We start from the raw sequence: 20,821 nt of genomic DNA, 5'->3' as shown, positions 1-20,821 counted from the left end.
TTTTTCTTATTTTGACATCCATTCAGTATGGAAGATACCTTCTTTATCCGTTCTTTGATACGTGTGAGCCCCAAAATAGTCACGTTGAGCTTGTAATAGGTTTGCAGGTAAAGACTCTGAGCGGTAGCTATCATAATATGCTAATGCACTAGAGAATGCTGGAACCGGAATACCTCTAGTAATTGCATGTCCAATAACCTCACGTAGTGCACCTTGGTAACTCTCAACGATTTCTTTAAAGTATGCATCTAATAATAAGTTCGGTAGGTTTGCATCACGATCATAAGCATCTTTAATTTTTTGAAGGAAGGCTGCACGGATAATACATCCTCCTCTGAAGATCATTGCAATATCTCCATATTGTAAGTTCCAATCATACTCATCAGATGCCGCTCTCATTTGAGCAAACCCTTGAGCGTATGAACAAATTTTACTCATGTATAATGCTTTACGAACTGCTTCAATAAACTCTTTCTTATCTCCAGTATAAGCAGCCTTTTCAGGTCCACTTAATACTTTACTTGCATTAACACGCTCTTCCTTTAAAGCAGAGATGAAACGTGCAAATACTGATTCAGTGATAATTGGTAATGATACGCCAAGATCTAACGCGTTTTGGCTTGTCCATTTTCCAGTACCTTTTTGACCAGCAGTATCCAAGATTAAATCAACTAACGGCTTACCTGTTTCTTCGTCCATTTTTGTGAATATATCTGCTGTAATTTCAATTAAATAGCTATCAAGTTCACCTTTATTCCATTCTGCAAAAATTTCATGAAGATCTTGTGCTTCCAACCCTAACGCATGCTTCATAAGGAAGTAAGATTCACAAATTAATTGCATATCACCATACTCAATACCATTATGTACCATTTTCACATAATGTCCAGCACCGTCCGGGCCTATATATGTACAACAAGGATCGCCATCTACTTTAGCAGAGATAGCCTTTAGGATCGGCTCTACTAGCTCATACGCTTCTTTTTGACCACCAGGCATAATAGAAGGTCCTTTTAACGCTCCTTCTTCTCCCCCTGAAACACCAGTACCGATAAAATGGAAGCCTTCTTCGCTTAATTCCTTGTTTCTTCTTTGTGTATCCACAAATAATGTGTTACCACCATCAATTAGAATATCACCTTTAGATAAGTATGGTTTAAGCTGTTCAATGGTTGCATCTGTAGGTTTACCTGCTTTAACCATTAACAAAATTTTTCTTGGTGTTTCTAAAGAATTTACAAATTCTTCAACACTATATGTACCAACTACATTTTTCCCTTGTGACTCTTTTAACATTTCTTCTGTTTTGTCCGCAGAACGATTATAAACAGATACGGAATAGCCTCTGCTTTCAATATTTAACGCAAGGTTTTTTCCCATTACAGCTAGTCCGACTACACCAATTTGTTGTTTTGCCATTAAATTAACGTCCCTTCGTGTAACTATTTAATTTTCCTACCTGAAAATAACATACAATAAATCATTTTATCAAGTTCCTTTAGGAGATTAAAGACTTTTAACTAAAATAACATAATTTAATCATCTTTTTTATTAATATCTGCCAAAAAGTCCTTTTCAAAACTTGTTCCATGGTCGTTATCCCTATAAGAAGTAGTCTTGTTGTTTTTAACCCCGTGACTTACAATATTCTGCCCAAACTTCTTCTTCAAATGCTCCACCACATTTAGCAAAGGCTCTTGTTTCGCATCAGTTTCATAGGAAAATAGGTCAAGTTGCTTAACAGCTTCTCCTTTTTCAACTAACTCTTGTGCAGTAACACCAAGAAGACGAACAGGTTCTTCATTCCAATGAAGTCTTAGCAACCTAGCCGCAGCCGCAAAGATAGCATCATCGGAGTTAATCGGGTTTTCTAACTTTTTACTTCGTGTGATCGTTGAACGATCCTGATATCGTATCATTAACTGAACATTATTTGTAAGCATATCTTTTCTTCTAATTCTAGCACCAACAGATTCAGATAGCTTTTTAATTACTTCCATGATTTCATGTGGATCTGTTGAATCATGAGGAAGCGTTGTTGAATTTCCAATACTTTTAAAATCAGAGATTGCATCTGGGTCAACAGGACGTTGATCAATCCCATTAGCTCTCTGTTTGATTCTTTCACCGTTTATTCCGAGGAGTTGCTTTAATTGTATTTCGTTCCCTTTAGCCAAATCCTCGATTGTATGTATATTAATGGTTGCTAATTTCTCAGCTGTTTTTTTACCAACACCATGCATTTCATAAACAGGTAGTGGCCACAGTTTATCTTTTATATCTCGTTTGCGTAAAATTGTTATCCCCAATGGTTTCTTCATATCAGAGGCCATTTTGGCTAAAAACTTATTTGGAGCGATTCCAATACTACATGGAAGCAATAATTCTTTCTGAAGTGTATCTTGTATTTCCTTGGCAATGTCGATAGGACTTCCTTGTTCATAGCAATCAGTGATGTCTAGATATCCCTCATCTACAGAGACAGGTTCCACCAAATCCGTATAGGTCCGCAATACCTCAAACATTGCTAACGATGCTTTCCTATACCTTTCAAAATTCGGCTTTTTTATAAGTAACTGTGGACATAGGCGTTTTGCTTCCCATAAAGGCATGGTTGTTTTTACCCCAAAAGCTCTTGCTTCGTAACTGCAGGTAATAATAATACCTCGCCGTTCTTCAACGTTTCCTGCAATTGCAAGCGGCTTCCCCCGGAGTTCTGGATCATAGGCCATCTCAACCGAAGCGTAAAAACTATTCATATCAACATGGAGTATCACTCTACCGTTCTTTGGATACATTTGCTTCATGTAGTATCAACCTACTTTTTGAAATTCTATGATTATTTTATCATAGGGTCTAGTAATGTACATTATTGTAAGAAAATGCTAATTTAAACAAGAAAAAAACTTGTGGTTTAATACAATAAAAAATAAAATATAAGTGATATTTTAATACACATAGGGGGTGTTGTTTTTGATACTAAAACAACGTACTAAGTCAAATGAGTTAAAAATTCTAAGGGCGTTAGATACTAGATTAAAGCTTTTAGAGACTGAAAAAAATTACTATTTGAATCTTGAAAAAGGATTTAAGGGGGAGGTAGAATTCGACTTATTGATCGAGAAAAGCATACCAAATGAGACTAATATAGCGATTAATGATTTCGTCTACGAAATAAATAACACCGTATTTCAAGTCGATTCATTATTAGTAAGTAATAACACCATTTACTTGTTTGAAGTTAAAAACTTTGATGGCGATTATTATATCGAGAAAGACCGGTGGTATACCTCTTCTGATACTGAAATTAAAAATCCCCTGCAACAGCTACAACGTACCGAAACTCTCTTGAGGCGCTTACTTAAGGAACTTGGATTTGGTGGAATTGTTAAACCTTATCTAATTTTTATCAATCCCGAATTTCACCTTTATAATGCTCCCCGCAACTCGCAAATTATTTTTCCAACACAATTAAACCGGTTTATGTACGAACTATCTAATAAGCTAATGAAAACAAACTCCTCAGACAGAAAACTTTCCGAAAAGCTTCTTGTACTCCATTTAACAGAGTCTCCTTATAGCCGTGTTCCAAAGTATACATATGATCAGCTTACAAAAGGAGTATATTGCAGAAACTGCTATACCTTCATTTCAACACCTCTAGTGTGTTCTAGTTGTGGAGAGGTAGAAGATCATACAACAGCAATTATTAGGCACACTCACGAGTTTAATTTACTTTTTCCCGATGATAAAATAACTACTAAAGTGATTTGGGAGTGGTGTGGACAGTTTATGGCAAAAAAGACTATTCACTCAGTACTCTCTAAAAGTTTTAAAGTGAATGGATATGGTAAATCCCGCTTTTTTACTATTGATCGTCCCTAGGTTTATAACCTCACCTGGGTGTCTACTTATTAGAGATCACATAAACTGATTTATGCGTCCTCTCTTTGCTTATTTCACTATCTCGAGGGTTCATAAACTCATTTATGCGTCCTCACTTTGCTTATTTCACTTTCACGAGGGCCCATAAACTCATTTATGCGTCCTCTCTTTGGCTATTTTACTATTTAGAGGGCTCATAAACTGTTTTATGTGACCTCTCTTTGACTATTTCACTATCCCGAGGGCTCATAAACTGTTTTATGTGACCTCTCTTTGCTTATTTCACTATCACGAGGGCTCATAAACTCATTTATGCGACCTCTCTTTGGCTATTTTACTATCACGAGGGCTCATAAACTGTTTTATGTGACCTCTCTTTGACTATTTCACTATCTCGAGGGCTCATAAACTGTTTTATGTGACCTCTCTTTGCTTAATTCACTATCTCGAGGGCTCATAAACTGTTTTATGTGACCTCTCTTTGACTATTTCACTATCACGAGGGTTCATAAAATCATTTATGCGTCCTCTCTTTGGCTATTTTACTATCACGAGGGCTCATAAACTGTTTTATGTGACCTCTCTTTGACTATTTCACTATCACGAGGGCTCATAAACTGTTTTATGTGACCTCTCTTTGCTTAATTCACTATCTCGAGGGCTCATAAACTCATTTATGCGTCCTCACTTTGGTTATTTCACTATCACGAGGGCTCATAAACTCATTTATGCGTCCTCACTTTGGTTATTTCACTATCACGAGGGCTCATAAACTGTTTTATGTGACCTCTCTTTGCTTATTTCACTATCACGAGGGCTCATAAACTCATTTATGCGTCCTCACCCTACATATTTCACTATCTAGAGGGCTCATAAACTCATTTATTCGACTTCACTTTACTAATTCCACTATCTCGAGGGTTTATAAACTTATTTATCCGACCTCACTTTGTTCCTAAACAAAAAACAGACGTCTACTAAACGTCTGCCATCTCAATTATACTAAGCTACTCATATGGTCTTTAACTTCTTTAATGCCCTCTAAGCTTTCGAATAGATTGTTTGGGTCTAAGAGAGTTAATAATCGGTTATCTAAATTAGCAACACCTAGGAAATAGGATGTTTTTTGATAAGCTAATAGATTAAGTTGCTTTATCTTTTCCTCAGGAATATCAATAATTTCCTTCGCATCATCAACAATTAAGCCAACTGAAAGATCCTCAGTCTTAGTAACAATCATTCTTGTCTTTTCGGATTCTGGGGTAGCTTTTTCATAAAGAATAATTCCTGTATCAATAACCGGAATCAATTCTTCCCTAATTGTTACAACACCTTTCATATAAGCAGGCATTTGGGGAATTAATGTAGAAGCTTGAAGCCTTTCAATTGAAATTACATTTTGAACTGGAATACCATACTCTTCATTCCCAACTTGGAATACAACGACCTTACGCTCATCCATCTAATCCACCTCTTTTTGAGTGATTTTTATGTATACATGACCTTTTTACTAGTAGTTTTATTCTACTATAATAGACGAAAAGTATAAATAAAAAAATAAAAAAGAGAAACTACCTTATTTTAAAGGTAGTTTCCACTCAAATTCTACTTTGCAACCTCTTCAATGATAGCAACAACTAATTCCGTTGTTTTTACTAGTTCTTCAATTGGCATTCTTTCATTCGTTGTATGAATTTCTTCATAACCGATTGCTAGATTAACGGTTGGTATGCCATGGCCAGCAATCACGTTAGCATCACTGCCTCCACCACTTTGCTGTAGCTCTGAAGTTCTGCCGATTTTCTCAGCGGCGCGCTTAGCAACTTCAACTACATGGTCACCATCTGCATACTTAAATCCTGGATACATCACCGTAATTTCAACATCAGCACGTCCACCCATTTCAGCAGCAACCGTTTCAAACGCTTCTTTCATTTTAGCAACTTGTGCTTCCATTTTTTCTCCAACTAAAGATCGTGCTTCAGCCAAAATATCAACTCGGTCACACACGATATTCGTTTGAGTGCCACCTTCAAAGCGTCCAATATTAGCTGTAGTTTCCTCGTCTATTCTACCTAGAGGCATTCTAGAAATAGCTTTTGCTGCAATCGTAATCGCAGATACACCCTTTTCAGGAGCCACTCCCGCATGAGCTGTTTTTCCATGAATCGTCGCTTTTACCTTTGCTTGCGTTGGTGCTGCAACGATGATATTTCCAACTTTACCATCGCTATCAAGAGCGTAACCGAATTTAGCTTTTAAAAGTGCTGGGTCAAGAGCCTTTGCACCAACTAATCCTGATTCTTCACCAACTGTAATGATGAATTGTATCGTACCATGAGCTATATTGTTTTCTTTTAGAACCTTGATTGCTTCTAACATCGCAGCTAAACCAGCTTTGTCATCTGCACCTAGAATTGTCGTTCCATCTGTAACGATATAACCATCTTGTATCGAAGGTTTGATTCCTTTACCAGGTACAACTGTATCCATATGAGAAGTAAAATAGATTGTATCTACACCCACTTTTACTCCATTTAACGTACAAATTAGATTTCCTGCACCATGTCCTGTTACTCCAGTCGTGTCATCCTCGAATACTTCAACGCCAAGTGCAGAGAATTTCTCTTTTAGTACTTTTGCAATTTCAGCTTCATATTTTGTTTCAGAATCTACTTTTACTAATTCTAAAAACTCTTCAATAAGACGATTTTGGTTAACCATATGACTTATACCTCCAGTTAAAATACGATGTAATATCGAATAAAATTCTACTCCACTAATTACCCTTAGTACTAAATGTGGTCTTATAATGGAATGTTGCCGTGTTTCTTTTTAGGTCTATCCTCTTTTTTATTACGGAGCATCTCTAATGCCTGGACAATTTTAATACGCGTTTCGCGTGGGTCAATTACGTCATCTACCATACCTTGGCTTGCGGCAACATATGGATTCGCAAACTTCTCACGGTATTCTTCGATTTTTTGAGCACGAGTTGCTTCTGGATCACTGCTTTCTGCAATTTCACGAGCAAAAATAATATTGGCTGCCCCTTGAGGCCCCATAACAGCAATTTCAGCGTTAGGCCACGCGAAAACTAAATCAGCACCAATTGATTTACTATTAAGCGCAACATAAGCTCCACCGTACGCTTTTCTAAGAATAACAGTCAATTTTGGAACAGTAGCTTCTGAATAAGCGTATAAGATCTTAGCTCCATGTCTTATAATACCACCATGCTCTTGTTTCACACCTGGGAAGAAGCCAGTTACATCTTCAAATGTAATAATCGGAATATTAAAGGAGTCACAGAATCTAATAAACCTTGAAGCCTTATCAGAAGAGTCAATATCAAGTCCACCCGCTAAAACCTTAGGCTGATTGCATACTAGGCCAACCACTTCTCCTTTAATTCTAGCCAACCCAACGACGATATTTTTTGCAAAGTCTTTATGAATTTCCATAAAGCTTTTCTCGTCAACAACCTGCTCTATTACTTTTCGAACGTCATAAGGACGAAGCGCATCGAAAGGAATTGCATCGGTTAAGTCTGGACGATAATCATCATTGCCTTCTGTTTCAATACGCGGTGCTTTTTCTTCATTGTTTTGTGGTAAATAACTTAGAAGCTTACGAACCTCAGCAATTACTTCTTGCTCTGTTTGCCCCGAAAAATGTGCATTACCACTGATTGTATTATGTACTTTTGCTCCTCCTAAATCCTCAGAGCTAATCTTTTCACCAGTAACTGTCTCAATTACCTTAGGACCTGTGATAAACATTTGGCTAGTTTTTTCAACCATAAATACAAAGTCAGTGATGGCAGGAGAATAAACAGCACCTCCAGCACAAGGGCCCATAATAACGGATATTTGAGGAATAACCCCTGAGTAAATGGCGTTACGATAAAAGATATGACCATACCCATCTAACGAAACAACACCTTCTTGAATTCTAGCTCCACCAGAGTCATTTAACCCAACGAAAGGTGCCCCATTTTTTGCAGCTAGGTCCATAACATTTGCTATTTTCTTGGCATGCATCTCCCCTAATGCTCCACCAAACACAGTGAAATCTTGTGAAAATAAGTAAATTGGACGTCCGTTTACTTTACCATAGCCTGTAACGACTCCATCTCCAGGGCCTTTTTTACCCTCTAGACCAAAATCGCGGCTACGATGCTCTATAAAAGGATTAAGTTCAACAAATGTCCCTTCATCTACAAGTAATTCAATTCGTTCACGTGCAGTTAGCTTACCTTTTTCATGCTGTTTTTCAATTCTCTCATCTCCGCCACCTAACTCAACTTCTCTACGACGGTCATATAGTTCATTTATTTTTTCATAGATGTCTATCATTCTAATTCTCCTCCTTCTTCTTCTTTTCACAAAGCTCATAAAGCACATTGCCGGTTGATTTTGGATGCATAAAGGCAATTTGAGCACCACCGGCTCCAGGTTTTGAAGTTTCATTAATCATTTGTATGCCCTCAGCCTTCATTTGCTGTATTCTTTCTTCAATTGAGTCAACACTTAGGGCAATATGATGAATTCCTTCACCACGTTTTTTTATAAAACTAGCGATTGTACTCTCCTCGCTTATTGGTTCTAGCAACTCTATTTTCGACTCACCAATTTTTATAAATGCTACTTTTACTTTCTGGGATTCTACTGTCTCAATACCTTCTAAAGTCAGCTTTAGTGTTTCAATATAGAATGGTAATTGTTCCTCAATATTGGAAACAGCAATTCCTATATGGTCTATTTTTTTTATCATAAAACAAAGCTCCCTCCCAACCGAGCGCTCGCTCATAGATGTAAACGGATTCATTAAAACATATTTACTATTTTAGCATGAACTGACACAAATTTGTCTATTTTCAGCAAAATCAAACCTGTATGTAGAAGTATTTTCAACTTGTCCACTTATCATATTCGGGGTAGAATATAAGGTATAAATATGTTTTAAGGGGGATCCTATGTCTCGTAAAACTCAAAAAATAGTAGTTTATTTAATGATTGGAACAATGGTGATTACAACATTATTAGCTGGAGCTAGTATGTGGCTATAGCAAGTACGTGAAAAAGGGTGATTCTCTTAAAGGAATCACCCTTTTTCGTTTATCGTATTGCCCCTTTCATTTTTGCTACTGTATCAAAATTTAAATCCTTTGCGTAGATATATACTTTTGTTCCAAGTGGGATTTTATTAAATAGCTCCTCAACGTTTTTGTTATGCATTCGCACACATCCATTGGATACATACTTTCCAATTGATTCTTCATTGTTCGTACCATGAATTCCGTAGATCCTTCCTTCCGTTTTCCTAGCATCAAAACCTAACCATCTTGTTCCGAGAGGATTGTGCTTAGAACCACCAATAATGTCTTTTTTTCTGTAATACGGATCCTTAGCTTTAACAGTAATTGTGTATTCACCTTCAGGAGTCAAATCAGCAGTAACACCAGTTGCAATGGGATACACTTCCTGAATTGCACCGTAATTAACATACGCTAACTCATTTGTGTTTTTGTTGATAATAATGTAGGGGTCTCCAATAAGAGGATTTTGTCCTAATGGCCAAATAGGGGACAAGGTAACAGCTATGACCAGAGATAAAAACAGTTTCATATTAGATAATCCACCCTTTTTTAAGCATATACCCGTAGTTTCCACTAAAAAATCCAGAAATACTCTTTTTTGTACAAAAAAAGAAATGACACTAATAGCCATTCCTGTTTGTTATAGTACTTTTTCTAAAAATTCTTTAGCTCTTTGGCTTTTTGGGGCAGTAAAAAATTCAGCTGGCGGTGAGTCCTCAACTAGCATCCCGTCATCAAGGAATAATACTCGATCAGCTACCTCACGGGCGAACCCCATTTCATGTGTTACAATTGCCATTGTCATGCCAGTATTTGCAAGAGACTTCATTACTTCTAATACCTCTTTAACCATTTCAGGATCTAAAGCAGATGTTGGTTCATCGAATAACATAACCTCTGGTGCCATGGCCAATGCTCTAGCAATTGCAACACGTTGCTTTTGACCTCCCGATAATTTTGCCGGGTATTCCGAAGCTTTTTCAAGTAGGCCTACCTGTGATAAAAGGTGTTTAGCCACTGTTTCTGCCTCATTTTTAGATTGATTTTTTACAGTCATTGGAGCATACATTATATTTTCAATAACTGTTTTATGAGGAAATAAGTGAAAATGTTGAAAAACCATCCCTACATTTTCCCGGACATTCATTATATCTACTTTTGGATTTGTAATTTCATGATTACCAATCCAAACCTGCCCCTTTGTCGGTGTTTCAAGCAAATTTAAGCAACGTAGAAACGTTGATTTCCCAGAACCAGAGGGACCAACAATAGCAATTACCTCTCCCTTTGAGACTGTTGTAGAAATTCCCTTAAGAACCTCTAATTTACCAAATGATTTATAAAGCTGGTTTACCGTAATATGTTTTTCTATGTTGGTCTTATTCACTTCTTCGTAACCTCCGTTCCAGAGCCTTCCCAAATAATGTTAAAATCATGACTAAAATATAATAAATCAATCCTGCGAACAAAAGTGGTTCAAACGCAGTATACGTATTTGCACTTACCACCTGTGCTCTTCGCATAATATCTAATAGTCCAATGGTTGAAACAATCGCCGATTCTTTTGTTAGCGTAATAAATTCATTCATCAAAGCCGGTAATATATTTTTCATCGCCTGTGGCATGATAATATCCTTCATCATCGGCTTATACGGAATTGCTAGTGCTGCAGCTGCTTCTTGTTGACCTTTATCTACAGCTTGAATACCCGCTCTAATAATTTCAGATATATACGCCCCTGAATTTAACCCGAATGCTAGTATCCCTGCTAAAAACATCGGAATATCATAACCAGTTAATTGAGGAATAGCAAAATAAATCAACATAAGCTGGAGTATTAATGGAGTTCCTCGAAATACAGATGTATAGGCTTCTGCAAACCATTTTAAAACACTAAGATTACTAATTTTAAATAATGATAGAATTGCTCCAATAAAAAAACCAAGTAATGCTGATACAAATACAAATAATAACGTGACACCTATTCCCTCTAGTATAAAAGGAATAGAAGGCACGATTCGGAGAAAATCCAAATCCATGCCTACACCTCTTTTCTATCTTCTATTATTCTGTTTCCAACCATTTTTTTTCTAATTTCTCAAGCTCACCGTTTTCTTGCATCTCTTTAATTACCTTATTGAAGGACTCTGTGATTTCACTGCCTTTTGGAAAAGCAATTGCCATTCCTGGAGTGCTTTCATTAGGGTCATTAAAGCCTGCTAAATCTAACTCTTTAATATAACCTTCAGCAACTGTTTTATCTAAATACACAGCATCTACACGCTTAGATTTTAGTTCTTGAATTAAGTCTGGAACCTTATTTAGGGTTTTTACTTCCAGTTCCATTTGTTCAGCAATTTTATTTGCTCCCTCTTCTTGGATCGTTCCTAATTGAACGCCAATCTTTTTCCCATCTAGATCTTCGATAGAGTTAATACCTGAATCTTTCAAACTAACAAACATCTCTCCAGAACGGTGGTACTCAATTGAAAAATCTACACTTTCCTTACGTTTTTCAGTTGCAGACATACCAGAAGCAACAAAATCAATACGTTTTGTTTGAAGTGCTCCAATTAAACCATCAAAACTCATATCCTTAATCTCTATTTCATAGCCAAGTTCGTTTGCAATATGCTTAGCTAAATCAATATCAAAACCAACAATTTCACCATTTGTATCTAGTGTTTCAAACGGTGGAAAATCAGCAGATGTTCCCATAACTAACACTTTCTTGCCTTCTCCATCTCCTGACGTGCTAGCACCAGAACCACACGCTGCCAATAAACCTACAATCAAACTAGTAATTAATAATAGTATTGCATTCTTCTTTTTCATCTTTTTATTCCTCCCCATTACATCTTTTAATAAATTAATTAATAATTATTCACTGTAATGAATTTTAACACATATTAATAATTATGCAATATAATAAATAAATATTATTTATTCTGATTATTTAAAGTGCTATAAATGGGTGATTATATGAATTTAAACCAATTTATAAACAACACATTATACACAACAATGAATAGTTATGCTTAATAACTCAAAAAAAAGAAGCCAGTTACTTGGCTTCTTAAACTTCTTCACAATATTTTTCAAATGCATCTTGTAGCTTATTAATAACAGCCATTGGCTCGTGACCTTCAATTTCATGACGTTCAATCATTGTAAGAATCTTGCCGTCTTTTAGTAATGCAAATGATGGAGATGAAGGTGGATACCCTTCAAAATAAGTTCTTGCTTTTTCAGTAGCAGCTTTGTCTTGACCAGCAAAAACTGTCACTAATTGATCAGGTCGTTTGTCATAATGAACCGAATGTGCTGCAGCAGGACGAGCGATTCCTCCTGCACAACCGCATACAGAGTTTACCATAACAAGTGTTGTTCCTTTACGGTTAAATACTTCTTCCACTTCTTCTGGAGTTTTTAGTTCGTCATAACCTGCAGCAACGATTTCTTTACGTGCTTGTACGACGATATCATTCATAAAAAGATTAAAATCCATACTCATCTATACAATCTCTCCTTATTTAAGTATCCTTTACTACACTATCATAACAATAATCTTTCGTATGTGACAAATTTTACTTCCTACATAAAGGTTACTTTGTTTTTCTTTCATAAAAATTTAATATCTCTCTAACACCTTTAGTTACCGTTTGTTTACCTGACAACACATCTTGTTCAAGGATAGGAAGCTTCGCCTTAATAGTGGGGTCTGAGAAGAAGCTAGATATTAAATGGTCCTTTATCATTGCATCGATCCATTCTCTAGATTGGTTTTGTCTTCTCTTTTCAAAAGTTCCACTATTTTTTGTTTCAGCTTCAAACTGTAGAATAGTTTTCCACAAACTATCCATGCCTTCACCATATAATGCTGAAGCAGTGTAGGCTTTTGTAAGCCACCCAACAGTAGCTGGCCTTAAGTAATGGAGAATTCGATTATACTCTGCTTGTGTGGCGATAGCCTTTTGTTTATTGTCTCCATCTGCTTTATTAATAAGCAGTGCATCAGCTAGCTCCATTACACCTTTTTTCATCCCTTGTAGCTCGTCTCCTGCACCTGTTAAAACCAATAAGAGAAAAAAGTCTACCATACTTCGAACAACCACTTCACTTTGTCCAACACCTATTGTCTCCACCAAAATCACATCATAGCCTGCTGCTTCACAAAGGAGGATAGTTTCTCTTGTCTTTCGATTCACACCACCTAAGGTGCCACCAGAGGGAGAAGGACGTACAAATGCCCTTCGATCTCTAGAAAGCTCTTCCATTCGAGTTTTATCGCCCAAGATACTACCACCTGTTACACTACTACTAGGATCCACCGCCAAAACTGCTACCCGATGACCCTTTTCACACAAGTATTTCCCAAAAGCCTCGATAAAAGTACTTTTACCTGCACCCGGAACACCTGTAATACCAATACGGATTGATTTCCCTACATGAGGAAGAAGCTCATTTATTACATCTTGGGCTTTTTCTAAATGTTTTGTAGCATTGCTTTCGACAAGTGTAATCGCTTGGGCCAAAATCGTCCTATCATTTTTTAATACACCTGAAACATATTCGTCGACGGTACGATCATGTTTTTTTACAAACTTCCGGGAATGAGAAGGCACACCGTCATTGCTGTCCCCTTCTATGCCCTTCATTACATTTGTCGTAAACGAAATATCATCCTGTTTGTCCTTCGGCACCCATTCAGGTCGATTACGATCATTTTTCATGTAATTCCACTTCCTCATAACCGAGGCGCTTGATTATTTCTTCGATAACCTTCTGAGCGGCAACTGGAATGACTGTTCCTGGTCCAAAAATGGCAGCAGCACCTTGCTCACGCAAATAGTGATAATCTTGAGCTGGTATGACTCCTCCTACTACTACAAGGATATCTTCTCTTCCTAGTCTTTTCAGCTCTTCGATTAATTGTGGTAACAATGTTTTATGCCCTGCAGCTAAGGAACTCATCCCCACAACATGAACATCATTTTCCACTGCTTGTAGAGCAGTTTCTTCAGGTGTCTGGAACAATGGTCCAATATCTACATCAAAGCCTAAATCAGCAAACGCTGTAGCAATTACCTTCGCTCCACGATCATGTCCATCCTGTCCCATTTTTGCAATCATGATTCTCGGACGACGCCCTTCTAACTCCAAAAATTCGTCAGCCATTGCTTTCACTTTTAGGATTTCGTCTTCATTTGAGAATTCTGCACTATACACACCAGAAATAGAACGAATAACAGCCTTATGGCGTTTGGCCACTTTCTCAATCGCATCAGAAATTTCACCTAAACTTGCCCTAGCACGAGCAGCATTAACAGCAAGCTCTAGTAGATTACCCTTTCCTGTCTCTGTTGCTTCTGTTAAGGCATTAAGTGTTTCTTGGACTTTTTCTTCGTCTCTTTCTGCTCGTAATTTTTCAAGGTTCTCAATTTGTTTTAAACGAACAGCTGTATTATCTATGTCTAAAATATCAAGTGGGTCTTCTTTCTCTAGTCGATACTTATTTACACCAATAATTGACTCTTTTCCTGAGTCTATTTTTGCTTGACGACGTGCGGATGCTTCTTCAATTCTCATTTTAGGTAAACCTGTTTCAATAGCCTTCGCCATTCCTCCAAGTCCTTCAATTTCTTCAATATGTGTCCATGCACGTTCAACCAGTTCATTTGTTAATGTCTCGACATAATATGAACCACCCCAAGGGTCAATAACATTTGTAATGCCAGTCTCATCTTGTAAATATAACTGAGTATTTCGGGCAATTCGAGCAGAGAAATCTGTTGGTAACGCAATCGCTTCATCTAGCGCATTTGTATGTAAGGACTGCGTATGTCCCAACGCTGCTGCTAATGCCTCAATACACGTTCGAGTAACGTTATTATATGGGTCCTGCTCTGTTAAACTCCATCCAGATGTTTGTGAATGTGTTCGAAGTGCTAACGATTTAGGATTCTTTGGATTAAATAGCTTCATCATTTTTGCCCAAATCAACCTGGCTGCTCTCATCTTCGCTACTTCCATAAAATAATTCATTCCTATTGCCCAAAAGAAGGATAGGCGTGGTGCAAATGAATCAATATCTATGCCTGCAGCAATACCGGTTCTTACATATTCAAGACCATCCGCTAACGTATATGCAAGCTCTAAATCTGCAGGTGCTCCTGCTTCTTGCATATGATATCCTGAAATACTTATGCTATTAAACTTCGGCATGTTTTTTGAAGTGTATTCAAAAATATCAGCGATAATTTTCATAGATGTTTCTGGTGGATAAATATACGTGTTTCGAACCATGTACTCTTTTAAAATATCATTTTGAATAGTACCAGTGAGTTTTTCTTGGCTAACTCCTTGTTCCTCAGCAGTAACTATATAAAATGCCATGATTGGAAGTACAGCACCGTTCATTGTCATTGAAACCGACATTTGATCAAGTGGTATTTCATCAAATAGCACCTTCATATCTAGAATTGAATCTATAGCAACACCTGCTTTACCTACATCACCTATTACTCGAGGATGGTCAGAATCATACCCACGGTGGGTTGCTAAATCAAAGGCTACAGACAACCCTTTTTGCCCCATTGCTAAATTACGGCGGTAAAACGCATTACTTTCTTCAGCAGTTGAGAATCCAGCATACTGCCTTACAGTCCAAGGTCTATTAACATACATAGTTGGGTATGGTCCTCTTAAAAAAGGAGGTAAACCTGGCTGCATGTAATCAAGATGTTCAAAATCCTTTGTATCTTCATTTGTGTATAACGGCTTTAAAGCAATTTGCTCATTTGTTTCAAACGAAAGGTCTTCGAAGGTATAATTAATTTCTTCCTCCACTTTCTTCTTCCATTCTGCCTCACTTACTTTTTGATCCTGTTTATACCATTTTACTGAAGAGAAATCGGGTCTTTTACTCATCTACCGCTACCCCCATTTCTAGCTGTAATTTTTTCAACACTTCATAACAATTTGATTTCATATGAATAAACCCGGAAATGCCTGCATGTAAAAAGGATGTCTCTGTTTCTTTATCTTGCATCCCTGCAACATAGATTTTCGCATTCGGATGAATTGATTTAATTTGATTTGACAATGGCTCGGCAAACTCTTTGTAAAGTTCATCTGTTCCACATATAACAACTGTGGATAAGTCCATCGATTCATATCCTTTAACTGCAGCTTCTACAGATGTAAAACCTTCATTTTTATGGACCTCAAAGCCTCCCGCTTCAAAAAATCCAGTAATAAAATCAGCTCTAGGCTTATGCATGGCTAGGGTACCTAAGTTTAGAAGGCCAATCTTAGGGAAGCTTCCTGTTGCCTCTTTATGTCTTCTAGCCGCATTTCGCAGCTCTTCAAAAGACTCTGCTAGTCTATGAGAGTGAATAGGTTTAACTTGTATATTGTTAGTAGACTCAAACTGTCCAACTAACTCTTTCAATGCAACTCCTTGAGTTACTAAATCCATGGTAGTACTAAGGAGTACCTCTTCATCCTTTACACGATCAATGTAATCTTTTGCTACACCATCTAGTTCCGTTTTAGGAATAATCTTACTCTTTGGTCCTTCTAAATCAATACTTTTCAATTCTTTTTCAGAAAGGTTGGCATAGAAATTTGTCCCTACAATTTTTTCTTTGCGGAGTTTTACATTTTCTACTCTTTTACCTGCTACCTTTTCGATGCTGTCTTGAATAAATCCAGATTGTAGCGCGTTAAGGATTCCACCTTGTTCCTCTACTTGTTGGAACAATGCCCAAGTATTTTCAGCTAAGTCATTTGTTAATGACTCAACATACCAAGACCCACCAGCCGGGTCAACCACTTTATTTAAGTGTGCTTCTTCTTGAAGAATTAGCTGAGTATTACGCGCAATTCTTCGTGAAAAGTTATCTGCCTTTTTAGTAGGTTCATCAAAAGTAGAAACATGCAAACTATTTACTCCACCAATTACTGCAGCAAATGCCTCAGTTGTTGATCGAAGCATATTAACATAAGGATCATAGACTGTTTTCGTATAAGCAGAAGTTCGTGCGTGAATGTGCATTTGCCCCGCAACTTTGTCTCCACCATAGACCTCAATAATTCTTGTCCATAACATTCTTGCAGCTCTTAGCTTCGAGATTTCCATAAACATATTAGATCCCACAGAATAGGAGAAAGTCATCGAATTAGCAATGTCATTAATAGAAAGTCCTCGATCCAACCCTTCTTGGATATACTCAACTGCTGTTGCAATCGTGTATGCAAGCTCTTGAACCGCATTGGCACCACCATTATGATATGGGTTTCCATTTACAAGTACCGTTCGAAGCTGTGGAGTATGAACTTTCGACCACTTTACAGTGCTAGACATTAAGTCATATAGTTTTTCTAGAGGTATTGTAAGTTTTCCATCCTTCACTAGGGTTCCAATAGGGTCCATTCCGATTGTTCCGCTTAGATCTTTGAGAGGAACCTGAGTTTCATTACTGTATGTAGCTATCAATGAAAGAAATGGGAAAGATAGAATACCTGCATCTACAAAAAGAGGTAACTTCTCTAGCTCAATGCCATCAAGTAATACCCTTACATCATCAAGTGTATTAATCGGAGATTCTAGATTATCAAGGACCAAGTTAAGCATAGTTAGTCCACGTTCTATCTCATGTTTTATGATACGATTTGCTTCCTCAAAACTTGATACATTAAGTTCTTGACTAACTTCCCAAGATTTCACAGAATATCCTGTGGGATTGATTCCACGTTTATAGGACGTAAACCCAGGAAACTCATTTATGTGGTCAAGATTTTTTGTATCTTCTTTTGTGTATAAAGGCTTTAAAGCGATACCTTCATATGTATTCGTTAAAAGCTTTTCTAAAGGTTTTCCTTTTAAGGATTTTTCGGCCTCTTCTTTCCAAACTTTACTGTCTGCAGCTGGAAACTTCTGATTTTTCAAAGATTCAATGCTTTCCAAATGACTGCCTCCTTTAAACGTAATCGCTTACAAAATAGTTGGTTATACTTTAATAATACTAGTATATCATTTTTAAACTAGCATTTGATGATGGGTTGTTTAAAAATTCCGTATTTAACTCCATTAGCATTTTATCCCATAATTGTATACTATAGATGTGTAGCCTAACTGTTTGTATAAGGAATGTTGATATGAATAAAATCTTTAATCTATTTGGTGGAAGAACAATTAAAACAGGTGTTGCTGTATTTATAACTGCATGGATTTGTTTGCAATTAAATCTTCCTGCTATCTTTGCAGTCATTACGGCTATCGTTACGATTGAGCCAACCGCTTCAGACTCAATGAAAAAAGGAATTGTTAGATTGCCTGCAGCTGCAATTGGTGCAGCTTTTTCAATGTCACTCACGCATTATTTGGGACACGGAGCAATTGTATATGCACTATCTGCTGTGTTAACAATTGCAGCCTGCTATAAATTGAAATTGTTTGATGGAATCCTTGTTGCGACCCTAACAGCAGTAATGATGATTCCGACTACTGGGGACCATCATTTAATGGCTTTTGTTTCCAGACTCGGTACAACCACCATAGGACTAGTTGTCTCAACAGTTGTGAATTTATTTATTTTACCACCTAATTATTCGAAGTCGATAACTACAAACTTATCGGGATTACTCCAAAAATGCTCAGTTATTTTGAATGGTCCTATAAAAGAAAATGTTATAGGAGAGAAAAACTATAACCGGGATACCGTTAAGCAGTTAGAGCACGTGTCGCGAAAATTAGAAACGACGACTAAGCTTACCGAATATATAAGAGAAGAATGGAAATACCATCGTCATACAAAAAAACAAATTCGAGAATATCATTATGAGCTAAAAAAACTATATGTTCTTCAACAAATGGTTTATCACTTGAAAAACCTTTCTTATACTAAGTTTGCAGATTTAAGGTGGAATAAAACTGAAAAGCAAACGGTTATAGAACTGATTGAATCTGTTTCAACTATTTTAAGTGATCCCGGGCATAGTATATCGGATGATCACCTTATTCTTGTCGACCAGGTTAACCAGCAATTCTTGGAGTGGAAGAACAGGCAAAATAAAGAAACAACTAAAAAGTATCACCATCATTTTTCAGCAGAAACCATTGTTGTGTATGAAATTCTATCAATACATGACTTAATAGAAGAACTTGAAGGTATCTGTAAACAAGAGAGCAAAAGAGGAATTGTACAATGCTAGATAGATTCTTTTTTGTAAGGATTTTTACTGTGTATATACTTGAAGAGTGAATTGGAGCGGAAGGCACTTGACTCCTGCTCAGAAGTAGAGGAAAGGTCGAGACCCCACAGGCGCATGCGCCGAGGAGGCTCGACTTCCTCCCCGATGGGAATTCGCCCTTGAAAAAGCCGGCAGTTTGGCTTTTTCATAATTCCCCGCGGAAAGCAAGTGCCTGCAGCGCAAAGGAACGGTCTAAATTCAAAAGTAAAAATCAAAAAGATCCATTAGGCTACTAACCTAATAGATCTTTTTTTTAGTATACAGATGTATTTTCTTTTGATGTTTTTTCAATGATTTCTTTCACACGTGCTAAGAACTGACCACAAATTAGCCCATCTAACACACGGTGATCTAATGACATACAAAGGTTAACCATGTCACGTACCGCGATCATTCCGTTGTTCATTACTACAGGGCGTTTCACAATCGATTCAACCTGAAGAATGGCTGCTTGTGGGTAATTAATAATCCCCATCGATTGAACCGAGCCAAATGAGCCTGTGTTATTAACAGTAAATGTACCACCCTGCATTTCATCAGATTTTAACTTACCAGTACGAACCTTTGTAGCTAAATCTGTAATTTCTCGGGCAATACCTTTGATTGTTTTTTCATCAGCATGCTTGATAACTGGTACAAATAATGCATCATCAGTCGCAACTGCAATTGAGATATTAATATCTTTTTTCTGAATGATTTTATCTCCAGCCCACATCGAGTTGATTTGTGGGAATTCTTTAAGAGCTTGTGCTACAGCTTTTACGAAGAACGCAAAGAATGTAATGTTAAAGCCTTCTTTTTGCTTGAATTCATTTTTAATTGTATTACGATAGTCAACTAGGTTTGTTGCATCTACGTCAATCATTGTCCAAGCATGTGGAGCTTCATGCTTACTACGAAGCATGTTCGTTGCAATTGCTTTACGAATTCCTGTTACTGGAATTTCAATATCACCAGCATGGACTGGAATAGCAGGTGCCGGTGCAGCTTGCTTCGGTGCAGCCTGACTAACTGCTGTTGTTTCTTCTACTTGTACTGGTGAAGGAGCAGCTTTTGCTACTGGTTCTTCCTTCGTACTTTCTGTAGGAATATTACCTGACTCAATAATCTGTAGTAAATCTTTACGAGTAATTCGTCCACCAGCACCCGTTCCGTTTACCGCTTCCAAATTAATATTGTGTTCCTGAGAAAGTCTTAATACTGCTGGAGAGTAGCGACGTTTATTAGGTTTATCTGTATCATCTGTTTGGACAACAGGTGTTTCTGATGTGTCCGCTTTTGCAGTATCTTCTTTAGAAACTGGTGCAGCATCTCCACCTTCAACCTCGATCATTAAAATCACTTCACCAACTGCTAGTGTTTCGCCTTCTTCAGCAATTAATTCTTTAATTGTTCCTGTAAATGATGAAGGAACCTCTGCATTAACTTTATCGGTCATGACCTCAGCTAGAGGGTCATATTTATTTACTTTATCACCAACAGATACTAACCACTTACTAATTGTTCCTTCAGTTACACTCTCACCTAACTGAGGCATTGTAATTTTTTCAACTGCCACGGTTTTTACCTCCTCGTTCT

18 protein-coding genes are annotated in these 20,821 nt (G+C 37.2%); 3 read left to right on the top strand and 15 right to left on the bottom strand.

Going from position 1 to position 20,821, the window contains the following annotated elements:
* Positions 1-6: 6 nt before the first annotated feature.
* Positions 7-1,419 (bottom strand): NADP-dependent phosphogluconate dehydrogenase, encoded by a 1,413-nt coding sequence (gndA, locus tag J2Z26_RS08690; RefSeq protein ID WP_193539649.1) that lies wholly within the window; start codon positions 1,417-1,419, stop codon positions 7-9.
* Positions 1,420-1,535: 116 nt separating this feature from the next.
* Entirely contained in the window at positions 1,536-2,807 is a 1,272-nt protein-coding gene (locus J2Z26_RS08685; protein ID WP_193539650.1) for a DNA polymerase IV, read from the bottom strand.
* Between the two features lie 166 nt (positions 2,808-2,973).
* Here J2Z26_RS08685 and J2Z26_RS08680 point away from each other — a divergent pair, with 166 nt between their 5' ends.
* Positions 2,974-3,885, top strand: a complete 912-nt coding sequence (locus tag J2Z26_RS08680; protein WP_193539651.1) for a nuclease-related domain-containing protein — start codon at positions 2,974-2,976, stop codon at positions 3,883-3,885.
* A gap of 997 nt (positions 3,886-4,882) precedes the next feature.
* Here the strand turns inward: J2Z26_RS08680 and J2Z26_RS08675 are convergent.
* From J2Z26_RS08675 to mce, 4 genes are all read right to left on the bottom strand, one after another.
* Positions 4,883-5,347 (bottom strand): chemotaxis protein CheW, encoded by a 465-nt coding sequence (locus tag J2Z26_RS08675; protein ID WP_193539652.1) that lies wholly within the window; start codon positions 5,345-5,347, stop codon positions 4,883-4,885.
* A gap of 143 nt (positions 5,348-5,490) precedes the next feature.
* The gene (locus J2Z26_RS08670; protein ID WP_193539653.1) at positions 5,491-6,609 is read right to left on the bottom strand and encodes a tripeptidase T; all 1,119 of its coding nucleotides are present in this window, start codon (positions 6,607-6,609) and stop codon (positions 5,491-5,493) included.
* Between the two features lie 83 nt (positions 6,610-6,692).
* Positions 6,693-8,243 carry an acyl-CoA carboxylase subunit beta gene (locus J2Z26_RS08665; RefSeq protein WP_193539654.1) on the bottom strand — a complete coding sequence of 517 codons (1,551 nt, stop codon included), beginning with the start codon at positions 8,241-8,243 and terminating at the stop codon, positions 6,693-6,695.
* Between the two features lies 1 nt (position 8,244).
* On the bottom strand, positions 8,245-8,661 hold the full coding sequence (gene mce / locus J2Z26_RS08660) for a methylmalonyl-CoA epimerase (protein WP_193539655.1): 417 nt from the start codon (positions 8,659-8,661) through the stop codon (positions 8,245-8,247).
* Positions 8,662-8,863: 202 nt separating this feature from the next.
* Between mce and prli42 the strand changes: the two genes are divergently transcribed.
* Entirely contained in the window at positions 8,864-8,956 is a 93-nt protein-coding gene (prli42, locus tag J2Z26_RS08655; protein ID WP_193539656.1) for a stressosome-associated protein Prli42, read from the top strand.
* Positions 8,957-9,005: 49 nt separating this feature from the next.
* Here the strand turns inward: prli42 and J2Z26_RS08650 are convergent, their stop codons facing one another.
* From J2Z26_RS08650 to J2Z26_RS08615, 8 genes are all read right to left on the bottom strand, one after another.
* Entirely contained in the window at positions 9,006-9,515 is a 510-nt protein-coding gene (locus J2Z26_RS08650; protein ID WP_193539657.1) for a L,D-transpeptidase, read from the bottom strand.
* Between the two features lie 111 nt (positions 9,516-9,626).
* Positions 9,627-10,346 (bottom strand): amino acid ABC transporter ATP-binding protein, encoded by a 720-nt coding sequence (locus J2Z26_RS08645; protein ID WP_193539760.1) that lies wholly within the window; start codon positions 10,344-10,346, stop codon positions 9,627-9,629.
* Positions 10,347-10,365: 19 nt separating this feature from the next.
* Positions 10,366-11,025: an amino acid ABC transporter permease gene (locus J2Z26_RS08640; RefSeq protein ID WP_193539658.1), complete on the bottom strand. Its 660-nt coding sequence runs from the start codon at positions 11,023-11,025 to the stop codon at positions 10,366-10,368.
* A gap of 25 nt (positions 11,026-11,050) precedes the next feature.
* Positions 11,051-11,821, bottom strand: a complete 771-nt coding sequence (locus J2Z26_RS08635) for a basic amino acid ABC transporter substrate-binding protein (RefSeq protein ID WP_193539659.1) — start codon at positions 11,819-11,821, stop codon at positions 11,051-11,053.
* Positions 11,822-12,062: 241 nt separating this feature from the next.
* Complete coding sequence (locus J2Z26_RS08630) at positions 12,063-12,500, bottom strand: BrxA/BrxB family bacilliredoxin (RefSeq protein WP_193539660.1); 438 nt, start codon at positions 12,498-12,500, stop codon at positions 12,063-12,065.
* A gap of 91 nt (positions 12,501-12,591) precedes the next feature.
* Positions 12,592-13,719 (bottom strand): methylmalonyl Co-A mutase-associated GTPase MeaB, encoded by a 1,128-nt coding sequence (gene meaB, locus J2Z26_RS08625; RefSeq protein WP_193539661.1) that lies wholly within the window; start codon positions 13,717-13,719, stop codon positions 12,592-12,594.
* Positions 13,709-15,916 carry a methylmalonyl-CoA mutase gene (scpA, locus tag J2Z26_RS08620; protein ID WP_193539662.1) on the bottom strand — a complete coding sequence of 736 codons (2,208 nt, stop codon included), beginning with the start codon at positions 15,914-15,916 and terminating at the stop codon, positions 13,709-13,711. Before scpA ends, meaB begins: the two co-directional genes overlap by 11 nt.
* Complete coding sequence (locus J2Z26_RS08615) at positions 15,909-17,957, bottom strand: methylmalonyl-CoA mutase family protein (protein ID WP_227413853.1); 2,049 nt, start codon at positions 17,955-17,957, stop codon at positions 15,909-15,911. The genes scpA and J2Z26_RS08615 overlap by 8 nt, the downstream gene beginning before the upstream one ends.
* Positions 17,958-18,148: 191 nt before the next feature.
* On the opposite strand from J2Z26_RS08615, the gene J2Z26_RS08610 reads away from it, so the two are divergent.
* Positions 18,149-19,204, top strand: coding sequence for an FUSC family protein (locus J2Z26_RS08610; protein WP_193539663.1), 1,056 nt, complete (start codon positions 18,149-18,151; stop codon positions 19,202-19,204).
* A 292-nt stretch (positions 19,205-19,496) separates the two neighbouring features.
* Here the strand turns inward: J2Z26_RS08610 and J2Z26_RS08605 are convergent, their stop codons facing one another.
* On the bottom strand, positions 19,497-20,801 hold the full coding sequence (locus J2Z26_RS08605; RefSeq protein WP_193539664.1) for a dihydrolipoamide acetyltransferase family protein: 1,305 nt from the start codon (positions 20,799-20,801) through the stop codon (positions 19,497-19,499).
* Positions 20,802-20,821 lie beyond the last annotated feature (20 nt).

The organism is Cytobacillus luteolus (genome assembly GCF_017873715.1).
Classification (GTDB): domain Bacteria; phylum Bacillota; class Bacilli; order Bacillales; family Bacillaceae_L; genus Bacillus_BV; species Bacillus_BV luteola.
The sequence above is the reverse complement of the archived record's forward strand: the minus strand, read 5'-3'. Positions and strand labels throughout refer to the sequence as shown.

Coding starts and splice junctions, on each gene's coding strand:
- gndA (WP_193539649.1), bottom strand. CDS start 1,419: ATGGCAAAACAACAAATTGGTGTAGTCGGACTAGCTGTAATGGGAAAA.
- J2Z26_RS08685 (WP_193539650.1), bottom strand. CDS start 2,807: ATGAAGCAAATGTATCCAAAGAACGGTAGAGTGATACTCCATGTTGAT.
- J2Z26_RS08675 (WP_193539652.1), bottom strand. CDS start 5,347: ATGGATGAGCGTAAGGTCGTTGTATTCCAAGTTGGGAATGAAGAGTAT.
- J2Z26_RS08670 (WP_193539653.1), bottom strand. CDS start 6,609: ATGGTTAACCAAAATCGTCTTATTGAAGAGTTTTTAGAATTAGTAAAA.
- J2Z26_RS08665 (WP_193539654.1), bottom strand. CDS start 8,243: ATGATAGACATCTATGAAAAAATAAATGAACTATATGACCGTCGTAGA.
- mce (WP_193539655.1), bottom strand. CDS start 8,661: ATGATAAAAAAAATAGACCATATAGGAATTGCTGTTTCCAATATTGAG.
- prli42 (WP_193539656.1), top strand. CDS start 8,864: ATGTCTCGTAAAACTCAAAAAATAGTAGTTTATTTAATGATTGGAACA.
- J2Z26_RS08650 (WP_193539657.1), bottom strand. CDS start 9,515: ATGAAACTGTTTTTATCTCTGGTCATAGCTGTTACCTTGTCCCCTATT.
- J2Z26_RS08640 (WP_193539658.1), bottom strand. CDS start 11,025: ATGGATTTGGATTTTCTCCGAATCGTGCCTTCTATTCCTTTTATACTA.
- J2Z26_RS08635 (WP_193539659.1), bottom strand. CDS start 11,821: ATGAAAAAGAAGAATGCAATACTATTATTAATTACTAGTTTGATTGTA.
- J2Z26_RS08630 (WP_193539660.1), bottom strand. CDS start 12,500: ATGAGTATGGATTTTAATCTTTTTATGAATGATATCGTCGTACAAGCA.
- meaB (WP_193539661.1), bottom strand. CDS start 13,719: ATGAAAAATGATCGTAATCGACCTGAATGGGTGCCGAAGGACAAACAG.
- scpA (WP_193539662.1), bottom strand. CDS start 15,916: ATGAGTAAAAGACCCGATTTCTCTTCAGTAAAATGGTATAAACAGGAT.
- J2Z26_RS08610 (WP_193539663.1), top strand. CDS start 18,149: ATGAATAAAATCTTTAATCTATTTGGTGGAAGAACAATTAAAACAGGT.